This is a genomic window from Streptomyces sp. NPDC056160 (genome assembly GCF_042268205.1).
GTDB lineage: Bacteria > Actinomycetota > Actinomycetes > Streptomycetales > Streptomycetaceae > Streptomyces.
This window is the reverse complement of record NZ_JBHJUW010000039.1, coordinates 1-15,413: the sequence shown is the minus strand read 5'-3', so window position 1 is coordinate 15,413 and position 15,413 is coordinate 1. Positions and strand designations below refer to the sequence as shown.

General features: G+C 69.3%; 15 protein-coding genes. 7 read left to right on the top strand and 8 right to left on the bottom strand.

What is annotated here, in order from left to right; all coding sequences use genetic code 11:
• Positions 1-366 precede the first annotated feature (366 nt).
• Positions 367-897 carry a peptidylprolyl isomerase gene (locus tag ACFC02_RS16805; RefSeq protein ID WP_376357197.1) on the top strand — a complete coding sequence of 177 codons (531 nt, stop codon included), beginning with the start codon at positions 367-369 and terminating at the stop codon, positions 895-897.
• A gap of 194 nt (positions 898-1,091) precedes the next feature.
• On the top strand, positions 1,092-1,985 hold the full coding sequence (locus ACFC02_RS16800; protein WP_376357195.1) for a rhomboid family intramembrane serine protease: 894 nt from the start codon (positions 1,092-1,094) through the stop codon (positions 1,983-1,985).
• A gap of 310 nt (positions 1,986-2,295) precedes the next feature.
• Here ACFC02_RS16800 and crgA read toward each other — a convergent pair whose 3' ends face one another.
• Positions 2,296-2,550 (bottom strand): cell division protein CrgA, encoded by a 255-nt coding sequence (crgA, locus tag ACFC02_RS16795; RefSeq protein WP_018569173.1) that lies wholly within the window; start codon positions 2,548-2,550, stop codon positions 2,296-2,298.
• A 152-nt stretch (positions 2,551-2,702) separates the two neighbouring features.
• Here crgA and ACFC02_RS16790 point away from each other — a divergent pair, with 152 nt between their 5' ends.
• The 5 genes from ACFC02_RS16790 (at position 2,703) to ACFC02_RS16770 (ending at position 6,272) form a co-directional block, all read left to right on the top strand.
• Entirely contained in the window at positions 2,703-3,482 is a 780-nt protein-coding gene (locus tag ACFC02_RS16790) for a DUF881 domain-containing protein (RefSeq protein WP_376357192.1), read from the top strand.
• A gap of 107 nt (positions 3,483-3,589) precedes the next feature.
• The gene (locus ACFC02_RS16785) at positions 3,590-3,751 is read left to right on the top strand and encodes a hypothetical protein (RefSeq protein ID WP_190203072.1); all 162 of its coding nucleotides are present in this window, start codon (positions 3,590-3,592) and stop codon (positions 3,749-3,751) included.
• The gene (locus ACFC02_RS16780) at positions 3,748-4,386 is read left to right on the top strand and encodes an aminodeoxychorismate/anthranilate synthase component II (protein WP_360966430.1); all 639 of its coding nucleotides are present in this window, start codon (positions 3,748-3,750) and stop codon (positions 4,384-4,386) included. Before ACFC02_RS16785 ends, ACFC02_RS16780 begins: the two co-directional genes overlap by 4 nt.
• On the top strand, positions 4,383-5,507 hold the full coding sequence (locus tag ACFC02_RS16775) for a class E sortase (protein ID WP_376357190.1): 1,125 nt from the start codon (positions 4,383-4,385) through the stop codon (positions 5,505-5,507). Before ACFC02_RS16780 ends, ACFC02_RS16775 begins: the two co-directional genes overlap by 4 nt.
• A 15-nt stretch (positions 5,508-5,522) precedes the next feature.
• On the top strand, positions 5,523-6,272 hold the full coding sequence (locus ACFC02_RS16770; RefSeq protein ID WP_376357188.1) for a class E sortase: 750 nt from the start codon (positions 5,523-5,525) through the stop codon (positions 6,270-6,272).
• A gap of 102 nt (positions 6,273-6,374) precedes the next feature.
• Here ACFC02_RS16770 and ACFC02_RS16765 read toward each other — a convergent pair whose 3' ends face one another.
• The 7 genes from ACFC02_RS16765 to ACFC02_RS16735 form a co-directional block, all read right to left on the bottom strand.
• Positions 6,375-7,418, bottom strand: a complete 1,044-nt coding sequence (locus ACFC02_RS16765; protein ID WP_376357186.1) for a restriction endonuclease — start codon at positions 7,416-7,418, stop codon at positions 6,375-6,377.
• A 192-nt stretch (positions 7,419-7,610) separates the two neighbouring features.
• Complete coding sequence (gene pknB / locus ACFC02_RS16760; protein ID WP_376357184.1) at positions 7,611-9,623, bottom strand: Stk1 family PASTA domain-containing Ser/Thr kinase; 2,013 nt, start codon at positions 9,621-9,623, stop codon at positions 7,611-7,613.
• Positions 9,624-9,792: 169 nt separating this feature from the next.
• Positions 9,793-11,274 carry a penicillin-binding transpeptidase domain-containing protein gene (locus ACFC02_RS16755; RefSeq protein ID WP_376357182.1) on the bottom strand — a complete coding sequence of 494 codons (1,482 nt, stop codon included), beginning with the start codon at positions 11,272-11,274 and terminating at the stop codon, positions 9,793-9,795.
• Entirely contained in the window at positions 11,271-12,707 is a 1,437-nt protein-coding gene (locus ACFC02_RS16750; RefSeq protein WP_376357180.1) for an FtsW/RodA/SpoVE family cell cycle protein, read from the bottom strand. Before ACFC02_RS16750 ends, ACFC02_RS16755 begins: the two co-directional genes overlap by 4 nt.
• A gap of 27 nt (positions 12,708-12,734) precedes the next feature.
• A complete protein-coding gene (locus ACFC02_RS16745) occupies positions 12,735-14,348 on the bottom strand; it encodes a Stp1/IreP family PP2C-type Ser/Thr phosphatase (protein ID WP_376357178.1) in 1,614 nt (537 codons plus the stop codon).
• A gap of 132 nt (positions 14,349-14,480) precedes the next feature.
• A complete protein-coding gene (locus tag ACFC02_RS16740) occupies positions 14,481-15,020 on the bottom strand; it encodes an FHA domain-containing protein (RefSeq protein WP_376357175.1) in 540 nt (179 codons plus the stop codon).
• A gap of 10 nt (positions 15,021-15,030) precedes the next feature.
• The coding region (locus ACFC02_RS16735) for an FHA domain-containing protein (RefSeq protein WP_376357173.1) at positions 15,031-15,413 on the bottom strand (383 nt) is incomplete at its 5' end.

Genomic DNA, 15,413 nt, shown 5'->3' with positions numbered 1-15,413 from the left:
GCTTGGGTGAGTGCTCATCTGGGTATTGTGCGCCCCATCTATCCACACCGGATGGCCGGCCCGCGGGGGGTCGGGCCCGCGCGGCCGCCGGCCGCCGGCCGACGGCCGGCGACCGGCGACCGGCGACCATGGACACGAATCGTCTGCAACAGTGGATGAAAGGGAACAGGTAGGGGATAAGGGACAACAAGAGCTTGTCGACGACAATGCCACGGATCGTCGCACCGCGCTCCCGTCCCGTGACGACTCGCCCCGATTTCCGCAACCGATTCCTTCGGATCGCCGCCCCGAAGCGGCCGCCGGGCGACTCAGGACGCGCGCCGTGCGAGGATCGGGGAGTCACAGGAAGACAACGGAAGGCAGATCGTGGCTCAGCAGCTCTACGCCACCTTGAAGACCAACCACGGCGACATCAAGGTCCGGCTTCTGCCGGACCACGCCCCGGAGACGGTCCGCAACTTCGTGGAACTCGCCACGGGCCAGCGCGAGTGGACCAACCCCACCACCGGCGAGAAGACCACGGCGAAGCTCTACGACGGCACCGTCTTCCACCGCGTGATCAGCGGCTTCATGATCCAGGGCGGCGACCCGCTGGGCAACGGCACCGGTGGCCCCGGCTACCAGTTCAAGGACGAGTTCCACCCGGACCTCTCCTTCAACAAGCCCTACCTCCTGGCCATGGCCAACGCCGGCCCGGGCACCAACGGCTCGCAGTTCTTCATCACCGTCGCCCCCACCGCGTGGCTGACCCGCAAGCACACCATCTTCGGTGAGGTCGCCGACGAGGCCGGCACCAAGGTCGTCGACGCCATCGCGGGCACGCAGACCAACCCGCGCAACGACCGTCCCGTCAAGGACGTCGTCATCGAGTCGGTCGTCATCGAGACCCAGGGCTGAGCCGAGGGCCACGCCCCGGCAGCCCTCCCCGGGCGACCGGCCCCGGGGGGACAGCCCTCCCCGGACGACCGGCGCCGGGGGAACCAAACGCCCCGCTCGTCCGTAGGGATGAGCGGGGCGGTGTGTTGCCCACGGTGAGCCGTAGTGTGCCCCACCGAGCCGTACACCGCCCGTGACCAACGTGAGGGGACCCCATGGACCAGGCGCCAGGCAGCCCGCAGGTCGGGCAGGACGGCCCGGGCGCGCCCACCTGCTACCGGCACCCGGACCGGGAGACCGGCATCCGCTGCACGCGCTGCGAGCGGCCGATCTGCCCCGAGTGCATGGTCAGCGCCTCCGTGGGTTTCCAGTGCCCCGACTGCGTCCGCAGCGGCTCGGGCACCGGCCAGGCGCCCACCGCCTCCCGGCCACGCACCGTGGCCGGCGGCACGGTGACCGCCGACCCGCGGCTGTTCACGAAGATCCTCATCGGGATCAACCTGGCCTTCTACCTGGTCCAACTGTCCGTGGGGCCCTCCTTCACCGAGCGGTTCGAGTTGGTGGGCCAGGCCTACCTCCCCTCGCTCGGCTCGCTCGGCGGCGTCGCGGACGGCCAGTGGTACCGGTTGCTGACCGCGATGTTCCTGCACGGCGGCTACCTCCACATCGCGTTCAACATGCTCAGCCTGTGGTGGGTCGGAGGCCCGCTGGAGGCCGCCCTCGGCCGCGCGCGCTACCTTGCGCTCTACTTCGTCAGCGGGCTGGCGGGCAGCGCCCTCTGCTACCTGGTCGTCGCCCCGAACCAGGCGTCCGTCGGTGCCTCGGGCGCGATCTTCGGCCTCTTCGGCGCGCTGGCCGTGCTGATGCGCAGGCTGCGCTACGACATGCGTCCGGTGATCGCGCTGCTCGTGATCAACCTGCTCCTCACCTTCCGGGGCGGGATCGCCTGGCAGGCGCACATCGGCGGCCTCGTCGCCGGGGTGGTGGCCGGGTACGCGATGGTCCACGCGCCGCGCGAGCGGCGGAACCTGGTGCAGTACGGGACCTGTGCGCTGGTGCTGGTGGCCGTCGTCGTGATGACGGTGATCAGAACCGGCCAGCTCACCTGAGGGGTCCGGCCGGGCCCGGGAAACCGGGCCGCGGGACGCCGTTCCGTACGGTTGTCCACAGTGCGTGCCGCATCCTGTGCACTGTGTGCGGGAACAGCTGTGCCCCCTGTCGCTCACCTGTGTCTGTGCAGGTCAGGCAGGGGGCGGGGCAGCGGCTGTGGGTGGTGCGACAGTCTTACCGGGGTCAACGGGGGATGGGTTATCCACAGATCGTCGTGTTTTCCCCAGGCTTGGTGTGGAAATTTCTACCAGGCTGTGGATAACTCAGCGGATACCCGTGGGCAGAACTGGGTTCACCCCTTGGCGGCCCTTACTTCCACTGCGTGGAGACGCCGAATCCGGCGGCGATGAAGCCGAAGCCGACGACGATGTTCCAGTTGTCGAGCGCGTCGATGGGCAGCGAGCCGTCGGTCACGTAGAAGACGACGATCCAGGCCAGGCCGATGACGAACATGGCCAGCATGACCGGGGCCACCCAGCCGCGGCTCTCCAGTTTGATGACCGTGCCCTGCTTGGCGGGCGGCGGCGTGTAGTCGGCCTTCTTGCGGATACGTGACTTCGGCACGAGGGTCTCTCCTGTCGATGCGCTGCGTGGCCGCGCAGGGAACTGGACTGGCTCCGGGGCAGCGTACAAGGGGACTGCCAGGGGAGAACCAGTGCTCCCCCGGGCGTCCGTTAGCGTAGTGCTTCCGCGGTGCCGAAGGAGATAAGGGTACGTTGAGCAATTCCGCCGACTCCCCGGGGACGGGTGCCGACCCCGGCCGCGCACGCCGTTTCCCGCCCGCGCGGATCCTCACCGTGGCCGTCTTCGCCCTCGCCGGACTGCTCTTCATCACCAGTTTCAACACGGCCAAGGGCACCAACATCCGCACGGACACCTCGCTGCTCAAACTGTCCGACCTCGTCCACGAACGCAGTCGCAAGAACAAGGAACTGGACGAGTCCAACGCGTCCCTGCGCGGCGACGTCGAGTCCCGGGCCCAGAGCGACGGCGGCAGCACCAGGGCGCAGAACGAGAAGCTGACGGGCCTGGAGGACGGCGCGGGAACCCGGCCGCTGAAGGGCAAGGCCGTCACCGTCACCCTCAACGACGCCCCGCCGAACGCCACCGCCAAGCTCCCCGGCTACCCCGAGCCGCAGCCGGACTACCTGGTCATCCACCAGCAGGACCTCCAGGCCGTGGTCAACGCGCTGTGGAACGGCGGCGCCAAGGGGATCAAGGTCATGGACCAGCGGCTGATCTCCACCAGCGCGGTGCGCTGCGTGGGCAACACCCTGATCCTCCAGGGCCGCGTCTACTCGCCGCCGTACAAGATCACGGCGGTCGGGGACCCCGGCAGGCTGCAGAAGGCCCTCGCGGACTCCCCGGCGATCCAGAACTACATGGTGTACGTCAACGTCTACGGCCTGGGCTGGAAGGTCACCGAGGACGGGGCGGCCACGCTGCCCGGCTACACCGGCACGGTGGACCTGCACTACGCCCGGCCCGTGGCGTAGCCGGCCAGGGTGAACCGGTCCGGAAGGCCGGAATCCGAGGGCATCGCGCCGTTAGTCTGGTGCGGTACGGCGTGAATCCGGTGCCGTGGGGAGACGGAAGGGACGGCATGTACGGCTGGATCTGGCGGCATCTGCCGGGCAACGCGTGGGTGAAGGCCCTGATCTCACTGGTGCTGGCCCTGGCCGTGGTCTACGTCCTGTTCCAGTACGTCTTCCCGTGGGCGGAGCCGCTGCTTCCCTTCAACGATGTGACGGTGGACAACCAGTGAGTGCGCGGATTCTCGTCGTCGACAACTACGACAGCTTCGTCTTCAACCTGGTCCAGTACCTGTACCAGCTGGGCGCCGAGTGCGAGGTGCTGCGCAACGACGAGGTGTCGACCGCGCACGCCCAGGACGGCTTCGACGGTGTACTGCTCTCCCCCGGCCCCGGCACGCCCGAGCAGGCCGGTGTGTGCGTGGAGATGGTCCGGCACTGTGCGGCCACCGGCGTGCCCGTCTTCGGGGTCTGCCTGGGCATGCAGTCCATGCAGGTGGCGTACGGGGGTGTGGTGGACCGGGCGCCCGAGCTGCTGCACGGCAAGACCTCGCCGGTCGAGCACGCGGGCAAGGGCGTCTTCGCGGGGCTGCCCTCCCCGTTCACCGCGACCCGTTACCACTCGCTGGCCGCCGAGCCCGCGACCGTCCCGGCCGAGCTGGAGGTCACGGCCCGTACGCCCGACGGGATCGTCATGGGGCTGCGTCACCGGGACCTCCCGGTGGAGGGCGTGCAGTTCCACCCCGAGTCGGTGCTGACCGAGCACGGGCACCGGATGCTGGCCAACTGGCTGGCGGAGTGCGGCGATGCGGGTGCCGTGGCGAGGTCGGCGGGGCTCGCCCCGGTGGTGGGCAGGGCCACGGCGTGACCGCGCTGCGCCCCGAGCGCGAGTCCGGCGCCGACCGCTACGGCACGGAGGCCTACGCCGTCTCCGGGGACCCGTACGCGGTGGCGCCGTACGACTCGTACGGCTCGGTGGCGCCGTACGGCACGGGGGGTCCGCCGGCGGACCCGTACCGGCCGCCCGCCGACGACGAGACGATGGCGCTGCGCGTCGCCGGGGCGGCCGGGGCGGCGGGGGCGGCGCCCGGGGCTCCGGGGCGCTCGGTGGGCTCTGCGGCCCGTTCCGGGGCAGGGGTGGCCGGTGTGCCGTACGAGGGCCGCGCGGCCCGCAGGAAGGCCACCAGGAGCCGTCACAGCCGTCACAGCCGACGCCGGGGCGCCGGGTCGGCGGCGGCCGGCCCTTCCTCGGAGGACGGCGAGCCGTCGGCGCCGCTGTCCCGGGTGGAGGCCCGTCGGCGGGCGCGGGAGCGCAGGCCCGGTGCGGGCGTCGTCGTCAGCCGGGCCGTGGGCGAGCTGTTCATCACCACCGGTGTGCTGATGCTGCTGTTCGTCACCTACCAGCTGTGGTGGACGAACGTCCGTGCGCACGCGCAGGCGGGCAGCGAGGCGCACCAGTTGCAGGACGACTGGGCGAGCGGCAAGCGCAGTCCGGGGGCGTTCGAGCCGGGGCAGGGATTCGCCATCCTGCACATTCCCGCGCTGGACGTGGTGGTGCCGATCGCGGAGGGCACCAGCAAGACGAAGGTGCTGGACAAGGGGATGGTCGGGCACTACGGCAAGGGTGACCTGGACACGGCGATGCCGGACGCGAGGACGGGCAACTTCGGGCTCGCGGGCCACCGCAACACGCACGGGGAGCCCTTCCGGTACATCAACAAGCTCAAGCCGGGCGACCCGATCGTGGTGGAGACGCAGGACGCGTACTACGTGTACAAGATGACGTCGACGCTGCCGGTGACCTCACCCGGCAACACCGCCGTCCTGAACCCGGTGCCCAGGGGCTCGGGTTTCACGGGGCCCGGTCGCTACATCACGCTCACCACGTGCACACCGGAGTTCACCAGCAAGTACCGCTTGATCGTCTGGGGCAGGATGGTCGAGGAACGGCCGCGCAGCAAGGGGAAGCCGGATGCGCTCGTCAGTTAAAGGGCAGAGGGAACAGTGGCAGCGACCGCGGACGACACGGCAGAGCACACAGAGGACGGCCCCGCACCACGCCCGCGCCGCCGGCGCGGTGGCCGGCTGGCCCTGGCCGTCAGCGTGTTCGGCGAACTCCTCATCACGGCGGGTCTGGTCCTCGGCCTGTTCGTCGTGTACTCCCTGTGGTGGACGAACGTCATAGCGGACCGCAAGGCCGACCGGCAGGGCCACAGGATCCGTGACCAGTGGGCGCACTCCGCCCCCGGCGGGCCCGGCGCGCTGGACACGAAGGACGGCATCGGCTTCCTGCACGTGCCGTCCATGCACAACGGCGAGGTGCTGGTGAAGAAGGGCACCTCGACGGACGTCCTGAACGACGGTGTGGCCGGCTACTACGTGGACCCCGTCAAGGCGGCCCTGCCGGAGACCGGCAAGGAGGGCAACTTCACCCTCGCCGCGCACCGGGACGGCCACGGTGCGAAGTTCCACAACATCGACAAGGTGGAGAAGGGCGACCCGATCGTCTTCGAGACCCGGGACAAGTGGTACGTCTACAAGGTCTACGGCATCCTCCCGGAGACCTCGAAGTTCAATGTCGACGTCCTCGCGCAGGTCCCGAAGGAGTCGGGCGTGAAGAAGCCGGGCCACTACATCACGCTCACCACCTGCACACCGGTCTACACCTCGCGGTACCGGTACGTGGTGTGGGGCGAACTGGTCCGCGTGCAGAAGGTCGACAGCAAGCGGACGCCGCCGGCAGAGCTGCGCTGAGGTGGGCGGGAGCGCGGGAGGATTTCGTGCTCTAGCATGGCGGAGGCCCGAAGTCGCAAGCTAGGGATGCGACTTCGGGCCTTGTGCTGCGGCCTGTGGGCTCTACTTCAGGACCGTGAGCATTTCACCTGCGTCCCACCTTTCCAGCAGGGTGCGGTGCACGGCGGTGATCCCGGCCTCGGCGGCGATGCTCAGGGCTTCCGGTGTGAAGCGGCACGTTGCGACGTAGAGGGCCACGTCCGAGGCGTACAGGACCCTGGCGGACCCGACGAACTTCTGCAGTTCGGGGCTGGTGATCCGCAGGTGGGGCGCGAACCTCTTGCACTGGACGGCGAGACGCCGGCCGTCGGCCGTGAGCGCGGTGATGTCGACGCCCCGGTCTCCGTGGCGCCCCAGGACGGCGATGTCGGTGCAGCCGTCGCGGCGCAGGAGCGTGGCGATGTGGTGCTCGAACTCGCGGCCGGTCATGGCGTCCATGGCGGCCATGACTCCGGCGAGTGGACGCTCCTGGCGGGGGCTTTCCAGTCGGCGGAGGCGGGTGTGGTGCTGCCGCAGCCGTCGCTCGATGTGCTGGACGCCCGTTCGCAGGACGATCAGCTCCCGCTGGTGTTCCCCCGCCGTCTCGATCAGGGCGTTGAACATGGGGACGACGGTCTTGCCGAGGATGTGGGTGATGCGCTGGTCGATGCGGTCGTCGATGCGTGCATGGAGGGTGGCGATGTCCGGCTGCGGTGAGTTTTCCACAGGCTGTGTGCGGGCCAGGTACTCCATGTCGAGGAGGTACACACGCGCCTGACGTGCGACTTCGCTGTCGCGGAGCAGCATGGCTACGTTGAGGACGGCTCGGCGGGGATACAGGGCCAGTGACCGGGAGCGTGACTGGATCCCACTGACCTCCTTGAAGGAGGTCAGTTCTGTACCTGACAGGACGCGGTACCCGTTGGCCACCAACTCTGTGCGGTGATCGAGCACCAGAGACTCGATGGCCTTCCGGCTCACTTCGAAGTAGGTCGCCACCATCGCCGTCGTCACGTGCATCCCGTCCGGGAGGAGTGACAGGGCCTTCACCCGGTCGAGTACGTCCGTGCGGTCCATGACGCTGTGGCGCAGGGTCCTTGACTCCAGGAGCGCCGAGTCGTTGATCACGTTCTGCCCTTCGGGTTCGTGTGCTGGGCACTTGGCCAGGGCAGAGCGTTCCGAGTCCCCACCCCAACGGAGCAACGAGTGGGGGTCTGGGAAGACACGAGCGAGGTGCGGGCAGGTGTACGACAGGGTCCCGGCTGCTCTCGGGTGGAGAGCGGCCGGGGCCCTGGTGTCACGGGTGGCGGTGGGGGTCGGTCAGCCGAAGAGGCCGCCGTGGTTGTCGCCGCCGTTGCCGCCGTTGCCGTGGTTGTTGCCGCCGCCGTTGCCGCCGATGGTCGTCAGTGTGATCTGTGTACCGGCGGGGTCGTCGACCTGCTGGCCCGGCTGCGGGTTCTGCTGGACGACGTAGGCGTTGTCGTTGTCCCCGCTGCCGTTGAACTGGATGTTGGTGAAGCCGGCGGCGGTCAGGATCTGCTTGGCTTCCGCCACCCTCTTGCCCTGCACGCCCGGTACCTGTGTCTTCTGCTGGACCTGCTTGCCGACCTGGATCGTCACCTTGGAGCCCTTGTCGACCTGCTGGCCGGGGCCGGGGACGGTGTTGATGACCTTGCCGGCCTGGTTGGGGTCGCTGTTGTCCACCTCGACGCATTCGCCGGCGAGGTTGTTCGCCTGCATCTGCTGCTTGGCGGCGTCACAGGTCTGCCCGGTGACCGTGGGTACGGTGGCCTTCTCGGCGGCCTTGGCGACCGTCAGGGTGATGGTCGAGCCCTTCTCGACCTCCTGGCCCAGGCGCGGGTCCTGCTTGAGCACCGTGTCCGGATTCTCCGCGGACTCCTCGTACTGGACCTTGACCGTGAGGCCGTAGTCCTTGCCCTCGAGCTGGCTCTTGGCATCGTTCAGGGACTGCCCGATGACACTCGGCACCGCCACCTTCGGCGCCCCGGTCGACAGCACCAGGTTGACCGTGTCGCCCTTCTTGATGTCGGACTTGGGTGCGGGGTCCTGGGAGCAGACCTTGCCCTTGGGCTGGTCGTCGCAGGTCTTCGAGGTGAAGGCGAGTTTCAGGCTGATGTTGTCCGCGGAGGTCTGGGCCTCGTCCTTGGTCTGGCCCACGAAGTTCGGGGCGGGGATCGTGCCGCTGGCCGAGCTGTGGCCGGTGACGACGTACTTCCCGATGAGGATGGCGCCGACGAGGACCAGGACGGCGGCGACGATCAGGAGGATCGTGGAGGTGTTGGACTTCTTCTTCTGCTGCCGGCCGCGCCGGTCGGGGCGTTCGTCGTAGCCGTAGCCGCCGTCGTCCGGGTTCATGGGCGGCAGCATCGTCGTGGCGGCGGCCCCCGGGTCGGAGCGCAGCGCGGTCGTCGGCTGGTCGTCGGGGTAGCCGCCGTAGCCGACCGCGCCCATGGCGGCCGTGGCGGCGACGGGCTGGCCGTCGAGGCAGGCCTCGATGTCCATGCGCATCTCGTCGGCCGACTGGTAGCGGTAGTCGGGGTCCTTGACCAGGGCCCGCAGCACGATCGCGTCCATCTCGGGCGTGATCTCGGGGTCGAAGACGCTCGGCGACTGCGGTTCCTCGCGGACGTGCTGGTAGGCGACCGCGACGGGGGAGTCCCCGACGAACGGGGGCCGGACGGTGAGCAGTTCGTACAGCAGGCAGCCCGTGGAGTACAGGTCCGAGCGTGCGTCGACCTGTTCGCCCTTGGCCTGCTCCGGGGAGAGGTACTGGGCGGTGCCGATGACCGCGGCCGTCTGGGTCATGGTCATGCCGGAGTCGCCCATGGCGCGGGCGATGCCGAAGTCCATGACCTTGACCTGGCCGTTGCGGGTCAGCATGACGTTGGCCGGTTTGATGTCGCGGTGGACGATGCCGCTGCGGTGGGCGTACTCCAGGCCCTGGAGGATGCCGATGGTCATCTCCATGGCCCGCTCGGGGAGCAGCTTGCGGCCGCTGTGCAGCAGCTCACGGAGTGTGGACCCGTCGACGTACTCCATCACGATGTACGGGATCGAGACCCCGTCGATGTAGTCCTCGCCCGTGTCGTAGACCGCGACGATCGCGGGATGGTTGAGCGAGGCGGCCGACTGGGCCTCTCGGCGGAACCGGGCCTGGAAGGAAGGGTCGCGCGCCAGGTCGGCGCGGAGCGTCTTCACCGCCACGGTGCGGCCCAGGCGGGTGTCATGCGCGAGGTACACCTCCGCCATGCCACCACGGCCGAGCACGTGGCCCAGCTCGTACCGGCCGCCGAGGCGACGCGGCTCTTCCATAGCTACCTACCAGCCCTCTCCGTCGGTCCCGGCGGGCACCGCTTGTGCCGCCGGAGCTTCCGTCCGGGCCTACCGTACCCGGCTAGTTCTGTGGGACCCGGCCAAGCCCGTCACCCGATACAGGACCGGTATCGCACCGTGCACCGTTGTGAAGGTGCCGTGACGGATGTCACCTCTTGGAGTTGATGACCGCCTGCATGACGCTCTTCGCGATGGGGGCCGCGAGGCCGCCGCCGGAGATTTCCTCGCGGTTGGCCTGCTCGTCCTCGACGACCGCGGCGACCGCGACCGGCGAGCTGCCGTCGCTCGTCTTGGCGTAGGAGATGAACCACGCGTACGGCTTCTCGCTGTTGTCGACGCCGTGCTGGGCGGTACCGGTCTTGCCGCCGACGGTGACGCCGCCGATCTGGGCGTTCTTGCCGGTGCCCTCCTTGACGACCGTCTCCATCATCGACTGGAGGATCTGGGCGTTCTTCGAGGACAGCGGCCGGCTCAGCTCCTCCGGCTGGGTCTGCTCCAGGGTGTCGAGGTTGGGCGACTGGAGCTTGTCGACCATGTACGGCTTCATCAGCTTGCCGTCGTTGGCGACCGCCGAGACGACCATGGCCATCTGGAGCGGGGTCGCGGCGGTGTTGAACTGGCCGATGGAGGACTGCGCGACCTGCGAGGGCTCCATGTTGTCGGAGAAGACGGAGGCGTTGGCGCGCACGGGGGTGAACTGCTCGCTGGTGAAGCCGAACTTCTTGGCCTCGTCCAGCATCTTCTTGTTGCCCAGGTCAGCGCCGATCTTGCCGAAGACGGTGTTGCAGGACCAGCGCAGCGCCACCCGCATGGTGGCGTTCTTGCATGGGATGTGGCCCTCGTTGGGCAGTGGGGTCTGGGTGTGCGGCATGATCCACGGGTCCGGCGAGTCGGTGGGCTCGTCGGCCGAGGTGTACTTGCCGTTCTCCAGTGCCGCGGCGGCGGTCACGACCTTGAAGGTCGAGCCCGGCGGGTAGGTCTCGCGCAGCGCCCGGTTCAGGGTCGGGTCGTTCGGGTCGTTCTCCTTGAGGAGCTTGTTGCGGGCCTTGCCGTCCGCCGCGGAGGTGCCGGCGAAGGAGCCGGGGTCGTACGACGGGTAGGAGGCCAGCGCGAGGATCTTGCCGGTGGACGGTTCGAGCGCGACGACGGCGCCCTTGCCGCGGCCCTTGAGCCCGTTGAACGCGGCCTTCTGAGCCGCCGCGTTGAGCGTGGTGACGACGTTGCCGCCCTGCTTCGGCTTGCCCGTGATCATGTCCAGGGTGTTGCGGAAGAAGAGCCGGTCGTCGTTGCCGGTGAGGATCTTGTCGTCCAGGTTCTCCAGCTGCGTGGTGCCGAAGGCCTGCGAGGCGAAGCCGGTGACGGGCGCCCACATGGGGCCGTCCTTGTAGGTCCGCTTGTACTTCAGGTCGTCGAGCGCGTTGGTCTTGGTCTCCACGGACCCGGTGATCGGGGAGCCGCCGACGATGATGTCGCCGCGCGGGGTGGAGTAGCGGGCGATGGTGACGCGGCGGTTGTTGTCGTCGTTCTTCAGGCTGTCGGCCTTGGCGTACTGGAGCCAGTTGTCGCGGATGAGCAGCGTGAGGACCAGCAGGCCGCAGAAGATCGCGATCCGGCGCAGGGGCTTGTTCACGGGCGGACCACCTGGGTCATCTCGGCGTCGGGGTTCGAGGCGGGCGCGGGCGCCGGGCGGCGCGCGGTGTCGCTGATCCTGATCAGGATGCCGATCAGGGCCCAGTTGGCGATGACGGAGGAACCGCCGTACGCCAGGAACGGCATCGTCATACCGGTCAGCGGGATCAGGCCCATCACACCGCCGGACACCACGAAGACCTGGAGCGCGAAGGCGCCGGACAGGCCGACGGCGAGCAGTTTGCCGAAGGGGTCGCGGGCGGCGAGTGCGGTGCGGATGCCGCGCTCCACGATCAGACCGTAGAGCAGGAGGATCGCCATCAGGCCGGCCAGGCCCAGCTCCTCGCCGAAGGTGGCGAGGACGAAGTCGGAGTTGGCGGCGAACCGGATGAGGTCGGAGTGGCCCTGGCCGAGGCCGGAGCCGAGGGTGCCGCCGGAGCCGAACGCCCACAGTGCCTGCTGGAGCTGCTCGGAGTGGCCCTGCACGCCCTTGTGGCTGAGGAGGTACTCGTGCATCGGGTCCAGCCAGGCCTGCACGCGCTGGTGCACGTGCGGTTCGACGCTGGCCACGCCGAAGGCGCCGACCGCCGACATCAGCAGACCGAAGACGATCCAGCTGGTCCGCTCGGTGGCGACGTACAGCATGATGACGAACATTCCGAAGAACAGCAGCGACGTGCCGAGGTCGGTCTCGAAGATCAGGATGAGGATCGAGATGACCCAGACGACGAGGATCGGTCCGAGGTCGCGGCCGCGCGGCAGGTACAGGCCCATGAAGCGGCGGCTGGCCAGGGCGAGTGCGTCCCGCTTCACCATCAGGTAGCCGGCGAAGAAGACCGCGAGGACGATCTTGGCGAACTCGCCGGGCTGGATGGAGAAGCCGCCGACGTGGATCCAGATCTTGGCGCCGTAGACGGGCAGGCCGAGGCCGGGGACCAGGGGCAGCAGCAGCAGGACCAGCGCGCCGACCATCGAGATGTAGGTGTAGCGCTGCAGGACGCGGTGGTCCTTGAGGAAGATCAGGACGACGGCGAAGAGCGCGATGCCCATCGCCGTGTACAGCAGCTGCGTGGGTGCCTTGTCACCGGCCTGCTTGATGTACTGGAGCAGTTTCGACTGGTCCAGCCGCCAGATGATGACCAGTCCCAGGCCGTTGAGCAGGGTGGCCAGCGGGAGCAGCAGTGGGTCGGCGTAGGGGGCGAACTTGCGGACGACGAGGTGGGCGACGCCCGCCATCAGACCCAGGCCCAGGCCGTAGCTCAGCAGGCCCGCGGGCACCTGGTTGTTGATGGCCAGGCCCACGTTGGCGTAGGCGAACACCGGGATGGCGACCGCGAAGACCAGCAGTGCCAGTTCGGTGTTGCGGCGGCTCGGCGCTCCGATGGCGCCGATCGTGGACGTGTGGTGCGTGGGCGAGTTGGTAGTACTGCTCATCGTGTGACAGGGCCTCTCACGGCTTGCCTACTGCTTACCGCACAGCGAGACGACCTTCTGCTCTTCCTCCGAGAGAGTGGGGCCGGGGCTGGATGTGGACGCGGTCGCGGTCGCGGACGTGGACGGAGACTTGGACGACGGGGACGAGAGTGTCTTGGACGTCGTCTTCGACGTCGACGAGTTCGGGGCCGACGGGTTCGACGTCGTCTTGGACGTGTAGGAGGCGGGGGTGGTTCCCGTGGTGCCGCCGTTCTTGCCCTTGCCCGTCTTGCCCTGGTCCGGTTTGTCCTGGTCCGTCTTGGCGCCGTTCTTCGCCTCGGCGGCGCGGCGCTCGGACTCCTTGCGGCACGCGGAGGCCTGCACCGACAGTTCGTCGACCTTCTTCTGCGCCTCCGGCAGGCCGCCCTCGGCGATCGTCGCCTTGACCTGCTTCTGCTGGTAGGGCGGCAGGTACTTGAGTTCGATCTCCGGGTGGTCCTTCTCCACCTTGGACAGCTTCACCCAGGCCAGGTCCTGGCTGATGCCGCGGTAGAGGGCGACGTGCTCCTCGTTGGTGCCGACGTAGTACTGGGTCTGGGTCCAGCGGTAGCCGCCGTAGAGGCCGCCGCCGATGACGGCGAGCGCGAGGACGCTGTACAGGGAGACCTTCAGCCACCTGCGGCCCCTGCGCGGTTTGACGAAGTCGTCGTCGCCGTAGCCCAGGCCGTCGGTGGAGATGAACCCGGTGGTGTCGCCGGATCCGGGCGGTCCGAACTCGCCGCCCCCGCCGCCCTGCCCGGGGACCTGGCGGCCGAGGCCTGAGGCGCGGCCGGCCGGGGTCTGCATGATGCCGTTGTCGTGCAGGTGGTGCTGGTTCTCGGCGACCGCGCCGACCACGACCGGGGTGTCGGAGAGCTGGGCGGCGAGGGTGTCGCCGGTGTCGAGGTCGAGGACGTCGGCGACGATGACGGTGATGTTGTCGGGGCCGCCGCCGCGCAGCGCGAGCTGGATCAGTTCCTGCACGGTCTCCTGCGGGCCCTGGTAGCTGGCGAGCGTCTCCTCCATCGTCTGGTGGGAGACGACGCCGGAGAGGCCGTCGGAGCAGATCAGGTACCGGTCGCCGGCCCGCACCTCGCGGATGGACAGGTCGGGTTCGACGTGCTCGCCGCTGCCGAGGGCGCGCATCAGGAGGGCGCGCTGCGGGTGGGTGGTGGCTTCTTCCTCGGTGATGCGTCCCTCGTCGACGAGGCGCTGCACCCAGGTGTGGTCCTGGGTGATCTGGGTGAGGACGCCGTCGCGCAGCAGGTAGGCGCGCGAGTCGCCGACGTGTACGAGGCCGAGGCGCTGGCCGGTCCACAGCAGGGCGGTGAGCGTGGTGCCCATGCCTTCGAGCTGGGGGTCCTCCTCGACCATGGCGCGCAGCTGATCGTTGGCGCGCTGCACGGCCGTGGCGAGCGAGGTGAGGATGTCGGAGCCGGGGACGTCGTCATCGAGGGCGACGATGGTGGAGATCACCTCGGATGAGGCGACCTCGCCGGCGGCCTGGCCGCCCATGCCGTCGGCGATCGCGAGGAGGCGGGGGCCGGCGTAACCGGAGTCCTCGTTGCCCTCGCGGATCATGCCCTTGTGCGATCCGGCGGCGAAGCGCAGTGACAGACTCATGCGCACCTCGCCCGTCGGCTCCGGGTACAGCCGATCGTGTCGAGCCACACTGCCCACCCTCCGGTCGGGAGCGCGCCGCGGCCCTGGGTGCAGGCCGCCGCTGCGTGCTCGCTCCGCTCGCTCATGTTCGTACTACTTCCGCAGCTCGATGACGGTCTTGCCGATGCGGATCGGCGCGCCCAGCGGGATCGGTGTGGGGGTCGTCAGCCGGGACCGGTCCAGGTAGGTGCCGTTGGTGGATCCGAGGTCCTCGACGATCCACTGGCCGCCCTGGTCCGGGTAGATCCTGGCATGGCGGCTGGAGGCGTAGTCGTCGTCCAGCACGATCGTGGAGTCGTGCGCGCGGCCCAGGGTGATCGTCTGGCCCTGCAGCGCGACGGTGGTGCCGGTGAGGGTGCCTTCGGTCACCACCAGCTTGGCGGGGGCGTTGCGGCGCCTGCCGCTGCCCTGCTGGCCGCGCTGCTGCGGGGGCGCGGCGGCGGCCTGGCGTGCCGCTTGCCGGCCTGCCTGTCGCCCGGTCTGCTGGGGCCGTGCGGCCTCCCGGCGGGACCCCCGCTGGGTGACGCGCGTACCGAACAGGTCGCTGCGGATGACCTGCACGGCCACGATCACGAACAGCCACAGTACGGCCAGGAAACCCAGCCGCATGACCGTGAGGGTCAGCTCTGACATTGCCCCCGGTTCACCCTTCGGCTTGCCTATAGATAACGGTGGTGCTGCCCACGACGATCCGCGAGCCGTCGCGGAGCGTAGCGCGGGTGGTGTGCTGCCCGTCCACCACGATGCCGTTGGTGGACCCGAGATCCGCGATCGTCGAGGGCGTTCCGGTCCGGATCTCACAGTGCCGGCGGGAGACGCCGGGGTCGTCGATCCGCACGTCGGCGTCGGTGCTGCGGCCCAGCACCAGCGTCGGGCGGGAGATCTGGTGGCGGGTGCCGTTGATCTCGATCCAGTAGCGGGTGCGGCCGCCGGCGGCCGGGGCCTGGGGGGGCCGGGCGGCGGCGGGCGGCGGGTAGCCGTACCCGCCGGGCGGCGGGCCGGCGGGCACGGGGGGCGCTGCCGCGG

What these genes read in the sequence shown, in the direction of transcription:
- ACFC02_RS16800 (WP_376357195.1), top strand. Translation starts at nt 1,092, where the DNA reads ATGGACCAGGCGCCAGGCAGCCCGCAGGTCGGGCAGGACGGCCCGGGC.
- ACFC02_RS16785 (WP_190203072.1), top strand. Translation starts at nt 3,590, where the DNA reads ATGTACGGCTGGATCTGGCGGCATCTGCCGGGCAACGCGTGGGTGAAG.
- pknB (WP_376357184.1), bottom strand. Translation starts at nt 9,623, where the DNA reads ATGGAAGAGCCGCGTCGCCTCGGCGGCCGGTACGAGCTGGGCCACGTG.
- ACFC02_RS16750 (WP_376357180.1), bottom strand. Translation starts at nt 12,707, where the DNA reads ATGAGCAGTACTACCAACTCGCCCACGCACCACACGTCCACGATCGGC.
- ACFC02_RS16745 (WP_376357178.1), bottom strand. Translation starts at nt 14,348, where the DNA reads ATGAGTCTGTCACTGCGCTTCGCCGCCGGATCGCACAAGGGCATGATC.
- ACFC02_RS16740 (WP_376357175.1), bottom strand. Translation starts at nt 15,020, where the DNA reads ATGTCAGAGCTGACCCTCACGGTCATGCGGCTGGGTTTCCTGGCCGTA.